This is a genomic window from Myxococcus sp. MH1, assembly GCF_059738865.1.
Genome location: NZ_AP026947.1, coordinates 365,449 through 380,957, shown reverse-complemented (window position 1 = coordinate 380,957; position 15,509 = coordinate 365,449). Strand labels below are relative to the sequence as shown.

Below are 15,509 nucleotides of genomic sequence, written 5' to 3'. Positions count from 1 at the left end.
TCCACGAAAAGCTGTCTCATAGTCAAACCGTCCCCTGGTGCGACGGCGGGGGTGGGATTGGAATGTCCGTGGAGGACACACCATGACGCGCAAATCCATTCATCGTCGGCGGGAGCTGTTCATCACGGAGCTGGGGGAGACGCCGAAGCCGCCCGGGACGGGGAAGCCCGGCGGCCCCAAGCCGATGACGACGATGGCGGTGGGCGAGGAGTCGAAGCCGCCGGACAGCGGCCCGCGCGATTGACGCGGTGCGCGTCCCTGGAGCTCCCACCGAGCATCTGCTTCGCTTCGCGTCCATGACGACTGGCGTGGTGGCACTGGTGGGCTCCCGGGAGGACATCCACATCCAGGAGGTGGGCCGGAGGCTGGAGGCCCTGGGTGTGGCGAGCGTCGTGGTGGACACGCTGACGTTCCCCGACGAGACGCGGATGTCGCTGACCGAGGACCTGGCTGGCATCCGCGTGGACGGGCGCGAGCTGGGGCGCCCCGCCGCGGCGTACCTGCGCGGGCTGCACACGCATCCGTTGGCGCACGGGGTCGACGCCTCGGAGGCGATGGCGGAGGACTGGCGCACCACGCTCACCGTGTTCCGCGAGAAGGCCACGTTCCTGTTGGGGGTGCTGGGCCGGTGGGAGCGGTTGGGGGTGCCGCTGTACAACCCGCCCTCGGCGGACTGGGGGCTGCACAAGCCCGTGCAGCTGAGCGCGCTCGGGGCCGCGGGGCTGCCGGTGCCTCGCACGCTGTGGACGAACGAGCCGGAGGCGGTGCGCCGCTTCGCCTCGGGCGGACGCGTGGCCTACAAGCCCGTCATGGGCGGGGCCGCGACGCAGGAGCTCCTGCCGGAGGACCTCACGGACGCGCGGCTCGCGGCGCTGGCCGCGTCTCCCGTCACCTTCCAGGAGCTGCTGCCCGGCGAGGACATCCGCGTCTTCGTGCTGGATGGCGAGGTCATCGCGAGCCTGCACATCGTCACCTCCGCGCTGGACTTCCGGCAGAACGAGGAGCGCATCGAGCAGGTGGTGCTCCCGGACGCGGTGGCGCGGCAGTGCGTGAGGGCGTGCGAGGTGCTCGGCCTGCGCTGGACGGGGCTGGACCTCAAGCGGGGCGTGGACGGTGAGCTGAAGTTCCTGGAGCTCAACGGCTCGCCCATGTTCCTCGGCTTCGACGCGGGCGGAGGCACGGACGTGGCCGGGCACTTCACGCGGGCGCTGGCGAAGCACGCGCGGGGCGGCTGAGGCGCGCTATCGCCACAGCGCGGCGAGCACGGTGCGCGAGGCCCCCCACGCCAGCGCGCCGAGGACGAGCACCAGCGCGGCGGTGAACAGCAGCGGGCGATGGGGACGCGGGTGCATCACCGCGCGCAGCTCCTCCGTCATCGCCGGGTCCGCGTCCAGGTCCTCGTCGTCACGGGGGGACGTCATCGCTGCTCCATCTGGTTCTCGACGAGCGCGCGGTAGCGGCCGCCGGGGATGAGCACCAGCTCGTCGTGGGTGCCTTCCTCGACGACGCGCCCCTGGTCGAGCACGACAATCTTGTCCGCGCGGCGCACGGTGGACAGGCGGTGGGCCACGACGACGAGCGTGCGTCCGGCGGCCTCACGCTGGAGGGCCTCGGTGATCGCCCGCTCCAGGGATGCGTCCAGGTGGCTGGTGGCCTCGTCGAGGAAGAGCACGCGCGGATTGCGATAGATGGCGCGCGCGAGCTGGAGCCGCTGCTCCTCGCCACCGGACAGCCGCACGCCCGCTTCGCCGATGCGCGTCTTGAGGCCGTTGGGCAGCGCGAGCAGCTCATCCAGGCACGCGGTGCGCGCGGCGTGCAGCAGTCGCTCCGCGTCCGGCGTGTCATCGCCCAGGGCGATGTTCTCCGCGAGGGTGCCGTCGAAGATATCGGTTTTCTGGAAGACGAAGGCCACCGAGCGGCGCAGCGCCACCGGGTCGAAGGTCTCCAGCGGCTGGCCGTCGTAGAGCACCCGGCCCTGCTCGGGGCGATACAGGCCGTAGAGCACCTGGGTGAGCGTCGTCTTGCCCGCGCCGGAGCGGCCGACGATGGCGGTCATCTTCCCCGCGGGCAGCGTGAAGCTCACGTCGTCCAGCACGGGCGGCTCGTTGGGAGAGCCGTAGCGGAAGGTGACGTGGTCCAGGCGCAGCTCGGGGGCGCGGGTGAGGGCGCCGGTGCCTTGCGCGGTGTCGTCGCGCAGCTCGGGCGTGGACTCGTAGACGATGTCCACGCGGCGCAGGGAGATGACCACGTCCTGGAGCTGGTGGATGAACATCACCAGGTTCTGCATGGGCGCGAGCGCGAGGCCGAGAATCGCGAGCGTCGCCACCATCTGCCCCAGCGTGAGCCGGCCCTCGAGGACCAGGTGCGCCTCGTAGACGAGGATGCCCATGGACACGGCCTGATTGACCAGCTGCGCGCCGGAGGTGTGCACGGTGTCGTGCAGCCAGATGCGGCGCGCGGCCTCGGCCTCGCGGGCCTGGAGCTTCTCCCAGCGCGTGCGGGCCTGTCGCTCGGCGCCGCAGGCCTTGAGCGTCTGGATGCCGCCGAGCATCTGCAGCTCCAGCCGGCTGGCCTCGGCCGCGACGCGGAAGCGCTGGTGGTCCAGCACCGTGCGGCGCGGCATCAGCAAGAGCGTCCACACCGCGTACACCGCGGCCCCGCCCGCGAAGAGGCCGAAGACGGCGCGGTCGTAGAGGAACAGCACGGCGCCGTAGCCCACGAGCATCACCAGGTCCAACAGCACGGACACGGACGCGCCCTGGAGGATGCGGCGGATGCGCTGGTGGTCCTCGATGCGCTTGAGCAGGTCTCCCCGGTGACGCCGCGCGAAGAACGCCACCGGCAGGGACAACAGGCGCCGCCAGAACTGCGCGAGCAGCAGCGCGGAGAAGCCTCGCGACAACAGGAAGAGGCCCGCGCCGCGCGCAATCGACACGGCGACCTGCGCGACGAGCAGCACCGCCAGCCCCACGCCCACGGCGGTGAGCAGGGAGACGTCCCGGCCGCCCACGGCCTTGTCCACGAGCCCCTGGATGAGCAGCGGCTGTGCGAGCGCGAGCGCCTGGAGCAGCAGCGTGGTGACGAACACCTGGAACAGCAGCAGGCGGTAGCGCAAGAGGCCCCGTCCGAAGCGTCGCAGCGCGCCGAAGCGGCGGGACGTGACGGGCGCGGTGGGGAGGGGACGGAAGAGGGCCTCGGTGGCCTCCAGCGAGAGGAGGATTCCATCCCAGTGCTCGCCGAGCTTCGCGCGCGGGATGCGCCGCAGGCCCTGCTCCGGGTCCCCGACGACGGCCTCCTTCGGGGTGACGGCGTAGAGGACGACGAAGTGGTGGTCGTCCCAGTGCGCGATGCCGGGGAGGAGCGCCCGGCCCTCCTCGTCCTCGAGGTCCGTGGGGTCGTCGACGTGGAAGGCGCGGACCTTGAAGCCGACCTTCTCCGCGGCGCTGGCGAGGTCCGGCAACGAGGTGCCCACCGCCTGGACGTGGGAGAGGTCCTTGAGCGCGGCGAGCGAGTGCGTGGCGCCGTGATACGCCGCAACCATCTCCAGACACGCCGGCCCGCAGTCCGCCTCCTCGAGCTGGTGGCGCAGTGGATACGGTTCCAGGGCGACGGCGAGCCGGGAGCGGGGCACGGCGCAATCGCTATCACGGAGCGCCGGGGGCAACCAGCCACCACCCGACACGACGCACAGCGGCTTGAACCCGGGGCCGCGAGCGTCAACGCGAGGCCCGGACCACGGGGCGCATCAGGTCGCTGGCGTACGCGGCCTCTCCCCTGGGAATCACCCCGGCGTAGCGCCGGGTGGCCCGATACCAGTCCGGGTGACCACCGATGTTCTCCTCCAGTCCCTGGACGAGACGAAGCAGGTTGTCCGTCTCCGCGCGGGACAGCTGCTGCCGGGCGCAGGCCTCCGGGAGGCCGGCGGCAAGCTGGATGAACTCCTCACACCAGCGCCGCATGCTGTCATGGGTCTCCGCCAGGGCCCCCTCAAAGGCCCCGCCATGCTCGGCCTGCAGGACCAGCACGAGGTTGTGCACGTCACCGCGTGCGCGCTCCTTCTCGAAGGAGCAGACGTCGTTCATGGTGTCGATGAGGTCCACGGTCAGGTCCAGCAACCGTGGCACCCCAGGGACCTGTCGCGCCCGCTCGGTGGTCTCGAAGCCGTTCGCCTTCTCCGTCAGGTCCGTCATCATGTAGACGAGACCGGACTTGCGCCGCAGCTGGAGATAGCTGTCCCGGGTCAGGCGCACGGAGCCCTGCCGCCACCGGGCCTCCTCGGGAAACGCCTCGAGGAACCATCGCCAATGCCGTGCCGCGCGCCGCCGCCACTCGAGCGAAGCGCCCTGGCAGGTGCGCGCCCACACGTCGGCCAGCGCGGTGGCGAGGACGCCGACGGGAGACGGGGGCCGCCCCTCCACCTGGAGGACGGCGAGCAGGGTCTCGCAGTCCGCGCGGACCTGCTCGGGGGGAATGTCCCGGGCGCCGTCGAACTGCTCGTCGATGAGGGTTCCGACGACGATGGCATCGACCGCGAGGTCGAGCCCGGCGCCCGAGGCCTGGGGAAGCCACCGGGCGGCCAGGTCGGCGATGTCCCACGAGACATAGCGGCGCTCGTCGATTTCGTTGGTCACCAGTCCGGACGCACGGGCCCAGTCGAGGTTGCGCTGGCGAGCGGCGTCCCGGTCCGGACTGCAGCGGGACGCGAAGGGCATGGGAAAGTTCACGGCCACGTTCATCGCTTCCTCCGGACGTCACGTGTCCTCGTTGTGTGGCGACACGAACGGCAGCACGCCTCCCTTCAGCTCCCCGAGCACGCGCCGGGCGCGGTCCACCTTCACCTCGCCCTGCTGGACGAGCCGCGCGGCGACGGTCTCCACCCACTCGGGCGGCGTGCCCGCGCTCACCGCCACCGAGCGCGCGTGCAACGCCATGTGGCCCTTCTGGATGCCCACCGAGCCCAGGGCCCGCACCGCCGCCAGGTTCTGCGCCAGGCCCACCGAGGCGAACAGGCACGCCAGCTCCCGGACTCCGGGATGCCCCAGCACCTTGAACGCGGCCTTCACCCCGGGGTGCACCAGCAGCGGCCCGCCCACCGTGCCCAGCGCGAGCGGCAGCTCGATTTCGCCCACCAGGTTCCCGTCCTCCCGCCTCCACGTGGACAGCGGCAGGTACCGGCCCGTGCGAGCCGCGTACGCATGCGCCCCCGCCTCGATGGCGCGCCAGTCCTGGCCCGTGGCGAGCGCGATGGCGTCGATGCCGTTCATGATGCCCTTGTTGTGCGTCGCCGCGCGGTAGGGGTCCGCCTGGGCGAAGCGGCTCGCCTGGACGATGCCCTCCGCGATGTCCGCTCCCGGCAGGCCGTAGTCGGCGAGCAGCTCCTCGGGGATGACACACCGCGAGCGCGCCAGCCGCCGGTCCGCGAGGTTGGAGAGGATGCGCAGGAAGACGCGGCCTCCGGTGAGCGCCTCGATGCGCGGCGCCACGCCCTCCATCATGGTGTTGATGAGGTTGGCGCCCATGGCCTCCTGGGTGTCGATGTGGAAGTGCATCACCAGGAGCGGCTCGCCCAGGGGGCCCTCGGGCGCGTCGATGAGACGGACCTCCAGGTCCTTCGCGCCGCCGCCTCGGCGCACCAGCTGGGGCTGCAGCGCGTTGGCCAGGTCCAGCAGCTCCGAGCGCGCGGCGAGGATGCTCGCGCGCGCGGACTCCGGGTCGCCATAGCGGGTGAGCTGTATCTGTCCCACCATCAGCGACGGCTCCGCCTCCGCGATGAAACCTCCCGCCGAGCCGACGAGCTTCGCGGCGAACGAGACGGCCGCGATGACGGAGGCCTCCTCGATGACCATCGGCGCCACGTACGCGCGCCCGTTCACCCGGAGGTGGAGCCCCAGCCCCAGCGGCAGGCTGAAGAAGCCCAGCGCGTTCTCCACCATCGAGTACGCCTTCTCCGCGCCCAGCCCCTCCTCTCCGGTGAGCGCGGCCAGCTCCGCGTCGCTCAGGCCCAGCTCGGCCGCGACCCGCGCGCACCGCTCCTCCAGCGAGAGACGGTGGAAACCCGAAAAGATGCTACGGCTGATATCGATGCCCATGGGGTTTCATCCTCGGTGTATTTCTTTGCCAGGGACCCACTCGCAAGCCGCCGCGACATGGTTTCAAAACAATAACCAGTCAGACAACGTCTCGCAGGCAATTTCTTGGACATCACTTCGACACGAGACGTCGGCGTTTGATGTCTCAAGGCCCGCACCTGAACCCAGACATCGCCCGCACGCGGGACAGCAGGTTCCCCGCACCGGGAGGCGGATGCGGTGTCAGGGATGCGCGGGTGTCACCGGGAGGGGGCGCATCGGGCTCGTGGTGCCGACGGCCACGGCCCTGGGGTTCGAGGAGTTCTCGTAGCGTCCACAGGTCCTGTACCAGTCCGGTTGTCCGCCGATGCCCTCCTGCAGGGCGCGGATGAAGTGGAGCAGGTTGTCTGTCTCCTCCTGGGAGAGCCCATGCCGGACACAGTCCTGGGGGATGAGGGCCTGGAGCTGGATGATGTCGTCGCACCAGCGCCGCATCATCGCGTAGGACTCCGCGATGGCGGCCTCCTGGGACCAGCCGCGCTCGTGTTGGAGGACGAGGATGGTGTTGTGCACATCGCCGAGCGCGAGCTCCTTCTCGAGCGAGCAGACGTCGTTCATGACGTCGACGATGTCCACCGTCAGGGTGATGATTCGCGCCACGTTGGGGAGGTCCCGGACCCTGTCGGGGAGCGTGAAGCCATTGGCTCGCTCGGACATGTCGACCATCACGTGGGTGAAGCCGGACGCACGGCGCAGCTCCAGGTAACCGTCCAGCGTCTGGGGGACGCGGCTCCGCCGCCAGCGCGCCTCCTCGACGTACGCGTCGATGAACCACCGCCAATGCAGCGCGACGCGTCGCCTCCATTCGAGAGGCGCCCCTTCGCACAGGCGCGCCCACAGGTTGACGAACGCCGCGGAGAGGACCGTGGACGGAGCCTGGAGTCCACCCGGCTCGATGACGGCGAACATCTCCGCGCAAGCATCCCGGACGAACTCGGGCGGCTTGTCGATGGCGGCTTCCATGTGCTCTTCGAGGAAGACTCCGACGGTGATGGTATCGATGGCCAGGTCGAGCCCTTCGCTTGAGGCCCGGGGAAGCCAGTAGGCGAAGATTCCGGCCATGTCCCAGAGGAGGAGACGGCGGGCGTCCGCCTCGTTGACCACCAGACCGACCTCGCGGGCCCACTCGAGGTTGCGCTGTCGGGCGGCCTCCAGGTCTGGATGGCAGCGCGAGACAAAAGGCATCGGGAAATTCACGGCGGGCAGCACGTCTTCCTCCTGGCGCTCGGATGCCAACTCACACGGCGGAGGGACGTCGGGACAAGGCCCGCTCCGCCGTGAACACAGTCACGAGCACCAAGATAAAGACATCGAGAACCCAGACAACCGCGACTCCGGTCCAGAGCCCGTCGAACCGCGGACTGCGGGTTGCCTGTCTCGGAGGATGCGGGGCTGCGGCCCGCAGCGACAGCGAGGCCGCCTGGCTCGCATGGCATCGTTTGACAGGTACGCCCCACCTGACCACGCTCCACGAAAACCCTGGAACAGAGGACTTCAAGAGAACACCATGCACAGGAGCTTGCGATACGTCGGGGGGCTCCTCGGGCTCCTGTTGATGGCGTGTGCGTCCTCTCCCGAGTCGTCCTCCGGGAGCCAGCGGCACCTGGCCCACATCGAGGGTGAGGATTGTGGAGAGACAGACCGGTGCGTCACGCTGGTCTGCGACGCGGGCGCTCACTGTGGGCTCTACTCATGTGAGGACGCTGGGCGCCTGCTGGCGCGAGGCGGGGGCCCCATCGCCCCGCCCTCGGCCCCTGGTTCCGGACCTCGCCGCCATTGGGGCAACGTCCAGAAACTCCCCGGTGGGAATGGGCCCATCTTCGTCTTCGACTGGTACAACACGCCTCAGCCCCAGCATCGTCCGCCCGAGCTCCCCTCGGGCCCCGGATGGGTGCGGCACCATCTGTTTCCTCAAGCAGAGTCCCTCGCACGGTGGTTCACCCGAGCGCCACGAGGGCTGAACGTGCATGACTTCACGATGGTGGTTCCCGCGAACATCCATCAGCGCATCCACAGCGGGCCTCGCGGCGGAGACTGGAACCGGGAGTGGTCGGACTTCGCGAGGCAGTACCCTGAGGTCTGGGAGCATCTCGGAAAGCTCATCCAGAAGTACGACCTCGTGGGCCCCATCGTGCCGTACTACTACCTTCGCTGATGGCCGAGCCTCGCATGACCTTCTTCGAAGTGCTGCCCTCCGACGCACCGACCTTCAACGCCACTCTCGACGGCGTCAGTCGATGGACCCTCCCCAGCATCGACTGCTCGGTGTGCGGAGGCCATGGCGGGATGGGCGAGCACTACCCCACGGTCGATCTCTCGGACTGGTCCGAGCGGGAGCATCTGGAGGAGCCACGAAGTCTCCAGGCTGTTTCCCTGGAGGAGTATCAGCGCCTGCACGCGCTGCTGCGTCCACGAGTCCCAGCAGGTGCGCCCCTGGAGCCCGGCACCCAGTTGGGGCCCATCGATGCCCGCTCGTCAGGGCGCTTCGGCGACATCTACTTTCAGGAGCCGTGGCAGCCCTGGATGACACGCTCGGCGCTGGAGCGACTCCAGTCCCGGAAGCTCCTGGGCCTCCAAGGGGCCCGGGGAAACCTGCGACACCGCGGTGCCTCCACTCCGCTCGAGTTGCTCACGTTGGAGATTCAGGTGCGAGGCGAGCTCCATCCCAGCTGTCGCCCTCCAGACTGGCGGCCCCCATGTCCTCGCTGCGGGAGCCATCGCAACGGCTATCCCATGGAGGCTTCAGTCCTCGACGCGAACACGCTGCCCAAGGACGTGGACCTCTTCCGGCTGCGGGAGTTCAAGACGGTCATCATCGCGAGCGCGCGGTTCGTCGAGGCCGTGAACGACCTCGCGCTCCGTGACATCCAGTTCCGTGAGCTCCCCTCTCGCTGAGAGGCGGAACACGCTCACTCCGCGGCGGTCGTCGGCGCGGGCGTCTGCGTCGTCCCGGGCGCGGGCGGCGTCACCGGCGCCCCCACCGTGACGGAGGCGGCCGGCCGTGCCTCTCCCGCGGGCGAGGCGGGCGCCTCGGCCTTGGGCTCCACGCGCTTCACCTTGCCCATCTGCTCCAGGTCCTCGCGGTTGTTCAGCGAGAAGCGCACCAGCGCGCGCAAGATGCGGTTGCGCTTCACGTTGCCCAGCACCTCGCGCAGGTCCTCGTACACCGTGGGGTCGCTGATGAGCCCGCCCACCGTGCCCTCGCCCTTCGCCACCGTGGCGGTGATCTGCTTCAGGTCCGCCGCCGCGCTGCCCAGGTCCGCGAACATCCCGCTCGCGTCCCCGTACACCAGCTGGTGCACCGCCCCGTTCGGGCTCTTCTTCGCGTCTTCAATCAGCCCCGCCAGCTGCCCCGCCGCCTCGCCCAGCTCGCGCAGCGCCGTGGCGCCCTCGTTGCCGTAGATGAGCGCGTGCGCCGTGCCGTCACCCGTGCGCACCTCGCGCAAGAGCGCCTCCACGTGCCCCACCGCGCCATCCACCCGCCTCGCCGCGCTCGACGCGTTCGCCATCAGCGCGCGCACCTCGCGCCCCGCCTCCTTGTCGTAGATGAGCGCGTGCAACACCCCGTCCCCGTTCTGCACCTGCTCCAGGATCGCCCGGAGCGACGCCATGCCCCGCTGCACGTCACCCGCGAGCTTCGGGTCCCCGTACGCCTCCACCGTCTTCAGGAGCGACTTGCTGATGGCCACCGAGTTGTCCATCACCTCGCTCGCGCTGCTCAAGAGCTTGGACAAGTCCCCGCTCGTCGACGACGTCAGCACCCCGCCCGGCTCAATCGGCGGCGCCGTGGGCGTGCCCAGCGAGATGTCCACCGCCTTGTCCCCGAGCACCCCCATGCTGCTCAGCTGCGCCAGCGAGTCCGTCTTCACGCGGTCCGCATACCGGGCGGAGACTTGAAGCTGCACCTCCAGCTTCGGGTCGTTGGGGTCCTGGGAGAAGAAGATGCCCGTCACCTTCCCCACCTCCAGGCCCCCCAGCCACACCGGGGACTGGTCGCTCAGGCCCTGCACGTTGGTGAAGTACGCGCGGTACATCACCTGCCGCTGGAACAGCCGCGACTCCTGGCCGATGAAGAACACCACCACACCCGCCACCGCCAGGCCGATGGCCACGAACAGCCCCGCCCTCAGCGCCAGCCGCTTCTCGCCCGACGTCGAAGTGAAGAGGCTCATGACGCCGCCTCCGGCTCCAGCTCCACCCGCCGCGCGTCCAGGAACGCCCGCACCTCCGGCACCGTCGAGCGCCGGAACTCGCCCGGCGTCCCCACCTGGACGATGCGCCTGTTGGCCAGCATCGCCATCCGGTCCCCCACCGCGAACGCGCTCACCAGGTCGTGCGTCACGACGATGGAGGTGCTGCCGAGCTTGGTCTTCATCGAGTTGATCATCGCGTTGATGGACTGCGTGGTCACCGGGTCCAACCCCGTGGTGGGCTCGTCCCAGAGGATGACTTCCGGATTGGTGGCGATGGCCCGCGCCAACCCCACCCGCTTCTTCATGCCGCCCGACAGGTCCGCCGGCATCAGCCGCTCCGTGCCCGGCAGGTTCACCAGCTCCAGCTTCTCCGCCACCCGGTCGCGCACCTCGGACAACGGCATGTCCGGGTAGTGCTCCCGCAGGGGATACGCCACGTTCTCCCCCACGCTCAGCGAGTCGAACAGCGCCGCGCCCTGGAACACCATCGCCACGTGCCGCCGCACCGGGATGAACTGCCCTTCCGAGAACCCCGTCACGTCCCGGCCCTGGAAGAGGATGCGGCCCGCGTCCGGCCGCTGCAGCCCGATGAGGCACTTGAGCAGCACGCTCTTGCCCGTGCCCGAGCCCCCCAGCACCACCAGCGTCTCCCCTGCCCGCACGTCCAGCTCCAGGTCGTCATAGACGCGCTTGGCGCCGAAGGACTTCTGGAGGTGCTGGAAGTGGATGAGCTGCTCGCCCGGCGTGGGCTGCTGGAACTCGAACGTGGGCGCTTCCTGGTGGCGAGAGGCGAAGGGCATGGCACGTCACAGGTACAGCGTCACCTTGGTGATGAAGAAGTCGGCCAGACACACCGCCACGGAAGTAATCGCCACCGTCTGCGTGGTGGCGCGGCCCACGCCCTCCGTGCCGCCCTCCACCGTCAGCCCCTTGAAGCACCCCACCAGGCCGATGATGAAGCCGAACACCGCGCCCTTGAACACGCCGGACACGAAGTCCTGCATGAACACCGCGTCCAGCGCGCCCTGGAAGAACAGGTCGAAGGAGATGGCGTACTGCGTGTTCACCACCACCGCGCCCGCCACCAGCCCCACCACGTCCGCGAACACCGTGAGCACCGGCATCACCAGCAGGCACGCCAGCACGCGCGGCACCACCAGCTTGCGCAGCGGGTCCGCCCCCAGCGCGCGGATGGCGTCCACCTGCTCCGTCACCGTCATGGCGCCCAGCTCCGCCGCCATGCCGCTGCCCAGCCTGGCGCCCACCGTCAGCGCCGTCAGCACCGGGGCCAGCTCGCGGAACAGCGTGAGGATGACCACGCGCCCCACCGTGTACTGCACCCCGAAGCGCGCCAGGAAGTAGCCGAACTGCAGTGAGATGACGAGCCCGGCGAACATCGCCGTCAGCAGCGCGATGGGCAGCGAGCGCACGCCCAAGGACTCGATGTGGAAGATGAGCGTCTTGCCGTCGAACGGCGGCCGCACCACGCGCTGGAGCACCTGCCCCGTCATCACCGTCATCGCGCCCAGCGACTCCAGCCGCTCCTTCGCCTTGTCCCAGAGCCCGGGGCGCGGGGCCGACACCTGCTCGCCCGCGTCCGCTTCCGTCGAGGCGTTCATCCGACGTGCTCCGACTCGAAGCCCGCCAGCAGCGCGTCGAAGTCCGCCATGCGCTCCATCGCCAGCCCCGGCGGCGCCACGTAGGAGAAGTCGAACACGCAGTTGTCCTTCTTGAGCACCACCAGCTCCAGCTCCACCGGCACGCCGTCCATCTTCGCCAGGTAGCGGCTGCGCAAGGCCTCGCGCCCGTCCATGGCGACCACGCTCTGGGCCACCTCCTGGCGCTCGGTGAAGCCCATCAGCAGGTGCCGGGTGAGCACCGGGAGCGGCGGGTCGTCGTGCCCCTCGCACGTGGCGTTGATGGAGAGCGCGCGGCCGGTGCCCTCCTCGGCGAAGGCCAGGTCGTTGCCGTCCAGCCACACGCGGCGCCAGTGCTTGGGCAGCTCGCCCACGCGGTAGCGCACGTCGGGCTTGGACAACACGGAGTCCTCGAAGCTCACGCGGCGGCAGCCCACGCAGGAGGCAAGAAGCAACACGAGCAGCAGCGTCATCCTCGGCATGGCACCGTTCTTCGCGGCATCTACGTCCGGCCCTTGCGGGCAAGTCATGCGACAGCCCAGCCGCCGCCGCAAGAAATTCCGTGTACTGGAACGTCCACTACCGCGCCCTTCCTCCCACCCCTGGATGGTGGGTACCGGACACTGAACCTCGCGGGTTGCACGCCCAAGGTGCGTGATACCGGAACACTGCCGTGGCATTCCCCCTGGGAGAAGGGGTGGCCCGTCCGCCCCGTCCCCGGTCGGATTCAGCCCGCCCGGGCCCCGGGGAGTGACGACCTGGCGCGAGCGTTCGCAGGTTCTCCTCATCACCCCTCGACAGGAGGCTCCATGGACGGCGGACTCGCGATATTCGGCTTCGGCCTCTTCCTGCTGTCCATCGCCGGCCTGTACGCCCGCACGGCGTACGGCCTGGTGGTCGCCCTGCTGGTGCTCGCGGTCGCCTCCATGGGGATGGCCTTCAGCGAGTCGAAGAAGCTGCGCGAGCTGTCGCTGGGGGTGAGCATCGCGCTGCTGCTGCTCGCCACGGTGTCACTCGCCACGGGCACGGTGTGGTGGCTCACCCTGGGGACGTTCCTGTTCGCCGTGGCCTTCGGCGTGCTGTGGGCGGAGTTCCGCTTCAGCGCCTTCGGCAACGTGCGGCGGGAGGACCTGCCGGTGCACCAGCACCACCCCGCGCGGCGGATGAACGTGCACTGGCCCTGGCACCGGCGTCGCTCGGTGCACTGAAGCGCCGTCAGCCGACCGGGGGCGCGTCCTCTTCGCGGAGCGTCACCTGCCCTGAGTGCACGGAGAGCCACAGCGTGTCCTCGGCCGCGGCGCCCCTCACCAGCGAGCCATCCGTGGTGGACAGGAAGACCTGCGCGCCGCTCCTCGCCAGGTAGTCCATCAGGTAGGCGTTGCGCTCCGGGTCCAGCTCGCTCGACACGTCGTCCAGCATCAACAGCGGCAGGAAGCCCGTGCAGGACTCCAGGTTCTCGATTTCGGCGATCTTCCAGCCGAGCACCAGCGCGCGCTGCTGCCCCTGGCTCGCGTAGGCCCGGGCGCTGCGGCCTCCCAGCGTCACCGACACATCATCCGAGTGCGGCCCCACCGAGGTGAAGCCCCGGTCCAGGTCCCGCCGCATCCGGGCCGTCAATGACTCGCGCAGGGAGGAGGCCAGGACCGCCTCGTCCGCCGCGGCGAAGTCACAGGCCAGGTGCGCCGGGTGATAGCCATACACGGCCGGGTCCACCGTGCGGCCAATCGAGGCGAAGGTCGCCTGCGCGCGTGGCGCCAGCTCCGCCATCAGCGCGCGCCTTCGCGAGTAGATGCGCGCGCCGGCCTTGGCCAGGGTCTCGTCGTAGGCGTCCAGGTAGGCGGGGTCCACCGCGCCGCCCTCGCGCAAGAGGCGGTTGCGGTTCTTCAGCGCGCGCGCGTACTCGCGGCTCTCGCGCAGGTACGCGGGGAAGCGGTTGAACACGGCGCGGTCCAGGAAGGCGCGCCGTGAGTCCGGCCCGCCCTTGACGACCTCCAGGTCGTCCGGAGTGAAGGCCACCACGGAGACGCCGCCGAAGTACTCCTCCAGGCTCGCGGCCTTCTTGCCGTCCACGAAGGCCTGCCGGGTGCCGCCGCCCACCTCCACCGCGATTTCACGCTCGGCCCCCTTGAGCAGGAAGCGGCCGGACACGCGGGCCGTCTGGGTGCCCCAGCGCACCAGCTCCGACAGGCGCCCGGCGCGCAGCGGCTTGAGCGTGGCGAGGAAGTACAGCGCCTCCAGCAGGTTCGTCTTGCCCTGCCCGTTCTGCCCCACCGCGATGGTGGCGTGGGCACTCGGGGTGAGCGACACCTGGGCGAGATTGCGGAAGTCCTGGACGTGGAGTGCGAGGAGGCGCACGGCGCCCCCCGTATACCCGCCTTGGGGCCGACAGGGGAGGTTATCTCGCGGTCCCGAGGCAGGGCCGCGCGGCCTCCCCGCTCCCGCCCCCGCAAAGGCCCTCCACACCAGCGGGCCAGCCCGTGCCCCGCCGGGTCCTCCCGCTCATCCCACAACCAAAGACAAACATTCTACCGGGACATGGAACCAAAGGACACCTTGAAGGCATACCCAAATCATAGCAATTCAATCTCCACATCCGTGCAGGGCCACCGGGAACCCAACCCCAAACAAGACAGCGCTGACGGCCGGGAGGAACGCTCCCGACCGCCGCGCCTCCTCGCGCGCCCCCGCGCCCGAAGGGAACGACACACATGGTGAAGAACAAGCGAGTCGTCATCACTGGCGGAGGCCGGGGTCTGGGCCTCGCCTTCGCCCGGAGCTTCCTCGAGCAGGGCGCGAAGGTCACCATCACCGGCCGCGACGCCACGACGCTGGCCAAGGCCGCCCAGACGCTGGGAGGCCAGGTGCAGACCCAGGCCTTCGACATCTCCAACGCGATGGCCACCAAGGCCGCGTTCGACGACATCCACCAGAGGCAGGGTGCCATCGACGTGCTGGTGAACAACGCGGGCAGCTGGGGCCCCGTCGACTACTTCTGGAACACGTCGCTCGAGGAGTGGCAGGAGGCCATGGACATCAACGTGAAGGGGCCCGTCTACTGCACCCACGCCGTGCTCAGGCACCGGGTCGACCACCAGGTCGACTCCACGACCACCATCATCAACATCACCAGCCACGCGGGGGCCTACCGCTGGCCCACCGCGTCCTCCTACTCCATCAGCCGGGCCGCCATCATCAAGCTGACGGAGAACCTGGCGTTCGAGACGCGCCACAAGGGTGTCGCCCTCTTCGCCTACCATCCGGGCCTGGTGGTCGGCACGGGGCTCGTCGCCGATGGCCTCGCCATCTCCGAGGAGGAGGGGACACCCAGGCGCGCCATCCAGCAGTGGGTGCTGGCGGAGCAGGAGGCCGGCAGGACGGTGTCGGCCGAGCAGGGCGCGAAGAACCTGCTCCGGCTCGCCAGCGGTGGGTACTCGGCGCTGAGCGGCTGCTACCTCACCGTCCAGGATGATTTGGACGCGCTGCTCGCCGACCAGCAGGCCATCCGCGCCGACGGCCTGCTCACGCTCCGGGTCAAGTCGCGCTCCGCCTGA

Annotated in this window: 16 protein-coding genes; 6 read left to right on the top strand and 10 right to left on the bottom strand. The window is 69.8% G+C overall.

The window, feature by feature from the left end; genetic code table 11:
• The first annotated feature begins 82 nt into the window (after nt 1-82).
• Together AC6JA9_RS01520 and AC6JA9_RS01515 are read left to right on the top strand one after the other, a co-directional pair.
• Nucleotides 83-244: a hypothetical protein gene (locus AC6JA9_RS01520; protein ID WP_426748481.1), complete on the top strand. Its 162-nt coding sequence runs from the start codon at nt 83-85 to the stop codon at nt 242-244.
• 52 nt (nt 245-296) lie between these two features.
• On the top strand, nt 297-1,235 hold the full coding sequence (locus AC6JA9_RS01515) for an ATP-grasp domain-containing protein (protein WP_426748482.1): 939 nt from the start codon (nt 297-299) through the stop codon (nt 1,233-1,235).
• Nucleotides 1,236-1,241: 6 nt separating this feature from the next.
• Here AC6JA9_RS01515 and AC6JA9_RS01510 read toward each other — a convergent pair whose 3' ends face one another.
• The 5 genes from AC6JA9_RS01510 to AC6JA9_RS01490 all read right to left on the bottom strand — a co-directional run bounded on the left by AC6JA9_RS01510 (nt 1,242) and on the right by AC6JA9_RS01490 (nt 7,313).
• A complete protein-coding gene (locus tag AC6JA9_RS01510) occupies nt 1,242-1,421 on the bottom strand; it encodes a hypothetical protein (RefSeq protein ID WP_223751872.1) in 180 nt (59 codons plus the stop codon).
• Nucleotides 1,418-3,631, bottom strand: a complete 2,214-nt coding sequence (locus tag AC6JA9_RS01505) for a peptidase domain-containing ABC transporter (RefSeq protein ID WP_497958982.1) — start codon at nt 3,629-3,631, stop codon at nt 1,418-1,420. The genes AC6JA9_RS01510 and AC6JA9_RS01505 overlap by 4 nt, the downstream gene beginning before the upstream one ends.
• An 85-nt stretch (nt 3,632-3,716) precedes the next feature.
• On the bottom strand, nt 3,717-4,736 hold the full coding sequence (locus AC6JA9_RS01500) for a terpene synthase family protein (RefSeq protein WP_497958981.1): 1,020 nt from the start codon (nt 4,734-4,736) through the stop codon (nt 3,717-3,719).
• A gap of 15 nt (nt 4,737-4,751) precedes the next feature.
• Nucleotides 4,752-6,089, bottom strand: a complete 1,338-nt coding sequence (locus AC6JA9_RS01495) for a hydroxymethylglutaryl-CoA reductase, degradative (RefSeq protein WP_497958980.1) — start codon at nt 6,087-6,089, stop codon at nt 4,752-4,754.
• 222 nt (nt 6,090-6,311) lie between these two features.
• On the bottom strand, nt 6,312-7,313 hold the full coding sequence (locus tag AC6JA9_RS01490; protein WP_223751876.1) for a terpene synthase family protein: 1,002 nt from the start codon (nt 7,311-7,313) through the stop codon (nt 6,312-6,314).
• 322 nt (nt 7,314-7,635) lie between these two features.
• Here AC6JA9_RS01490 and sitA6 point away from each other — a divergent pair, with 322 nt between their 5' ends.
• Nucleotides 7,636-8,283 (top strand): SitA6 family polymorphic toxin lipoprotein, encoded by a 648-nt coding sequence (gene sitA6, locus AC6JA9_RS01485; protein WP_483579337.1) that lies wholly within the window; start codon nt 7,636-7,638, stop codon nt 8,281-8,283.
• Between the two features lie 14 nt (nt 8,284-8,297).
• Nucleotides 8,298-9,023, top strand: a complete 726-nt coding sequence (gene sitI6, locus AC6JA9_RS01480) for a SitI6 family double-CXXCG motif immunity protein (RefSeq protein WP_223751878.1) — start codon at nt 8,298-8,300, stop codon at nt 9,021-9,023.
• Between the two features lie 14 nt (nt 9,024-9,037).
• Here sitI6 and AC6JA9_RS01475 read toward each other — a convergent pair whose 3' ends face one another.
• Genes AC6JA9_RS01475 through AC6JA9_RS01460 form a run of 4 tightly spaced genes read right to left on the bottom strand, consistent with a single transcriptional unit; the run spans nt 9,038 to nt 12,440 of the window.
• A complete protein-coding gene (locus AC6JA9_RS01475; RefSeq protein WP_223751879.1) occupies nt 9,038-10,300 on the bottom strand; it encodes an MlaD family protein in 1,263 nt (420 codons plus the stop codon).
• Entirely contained in the window at nt 10,297-11,121 is an 825-nt protein-coding gene (locus AC6JA9_RS01470) for an ABC transporter ATP-binding protein (RefSeq protein ID WP_223751880.1), read from the bottom strand. Before AC6JA9_RS01470 ends, AC6JA9_RS01475 begins: the two co-directional genes overlap by 4 nt.
• Before the next feature lie 6 nt (nt 11,122-11,127).
• Complete coding sequence (locus tag AC6JA9_RS01465; RefSeq protein ID WP_141324118.1) at nt 11,128-11,940, bottom strand: MlaE family ABC transporter permease; 813 nt, start codon at nt 11,938-11,940, stop codon at nt 11,128-11,130.
• The gene (locus AC6JA9_RS01460) at nt 11,937-12,440 is read right to left on the bottom strand and encodes a hypothetical protein (RefSeq protein ID WP_174816692.1); all 504 of its coding nucleotides are present in this window, start codon (nt 12,438-12,440) and stop codon (nt 11,937-11,939) included. Before AC6JA9_RS01460 ends, AC6JA9_RS01465 begins: the two co-directional genes overlap by 4 nt.
• Nucleotides 12,441-12,767: 327 nt before the next feature.
• Here AC6JA9_RS01460 and AC6JA9_RS01455 point away from each other — a divergent pair, with 327 nt between their 5' ends.
• Entirely contained in the window at nt 12,768-13,166 is a 399-nt protein-coding gene (locus AC6JA9_RS01455) for a hypothetical protein (RefSeq protein WP_223751882.1), read from the top strand.
• Nucleotides 13,167-13,173: 7 nt separating this feature from the next.
• Here the strand turns inward: AC6JA9_RS01455 and recF are convergent, their stop codons facing one another.
• Nucleotides 13,174-14,313, bottom strand: a complete 1,140-nt coding sequence (gene recF / locus AC6JA9_RS01450) for a DNA replication/repair protein RecF (RefSeq protein ID WP_223751883.1) — start codon at nt 14,311-14,313, stop codon at nt 13,174-13,176.
• Between the two features lie 353 nt (nt 14,314-14,666).
• Between recF and AC6JA9_RS01445 the strand changes: the two genes are divergently transcribed.
• Complete coding sequence (locus AC6JA9_RS01445) at nt 14,667-15,509, top strand: SDR family oxidoreductase (protein ID WP_497958979.1); 843 nt, start codon at nt 14,667-14,669, stop codon at nt 15,507-15,509.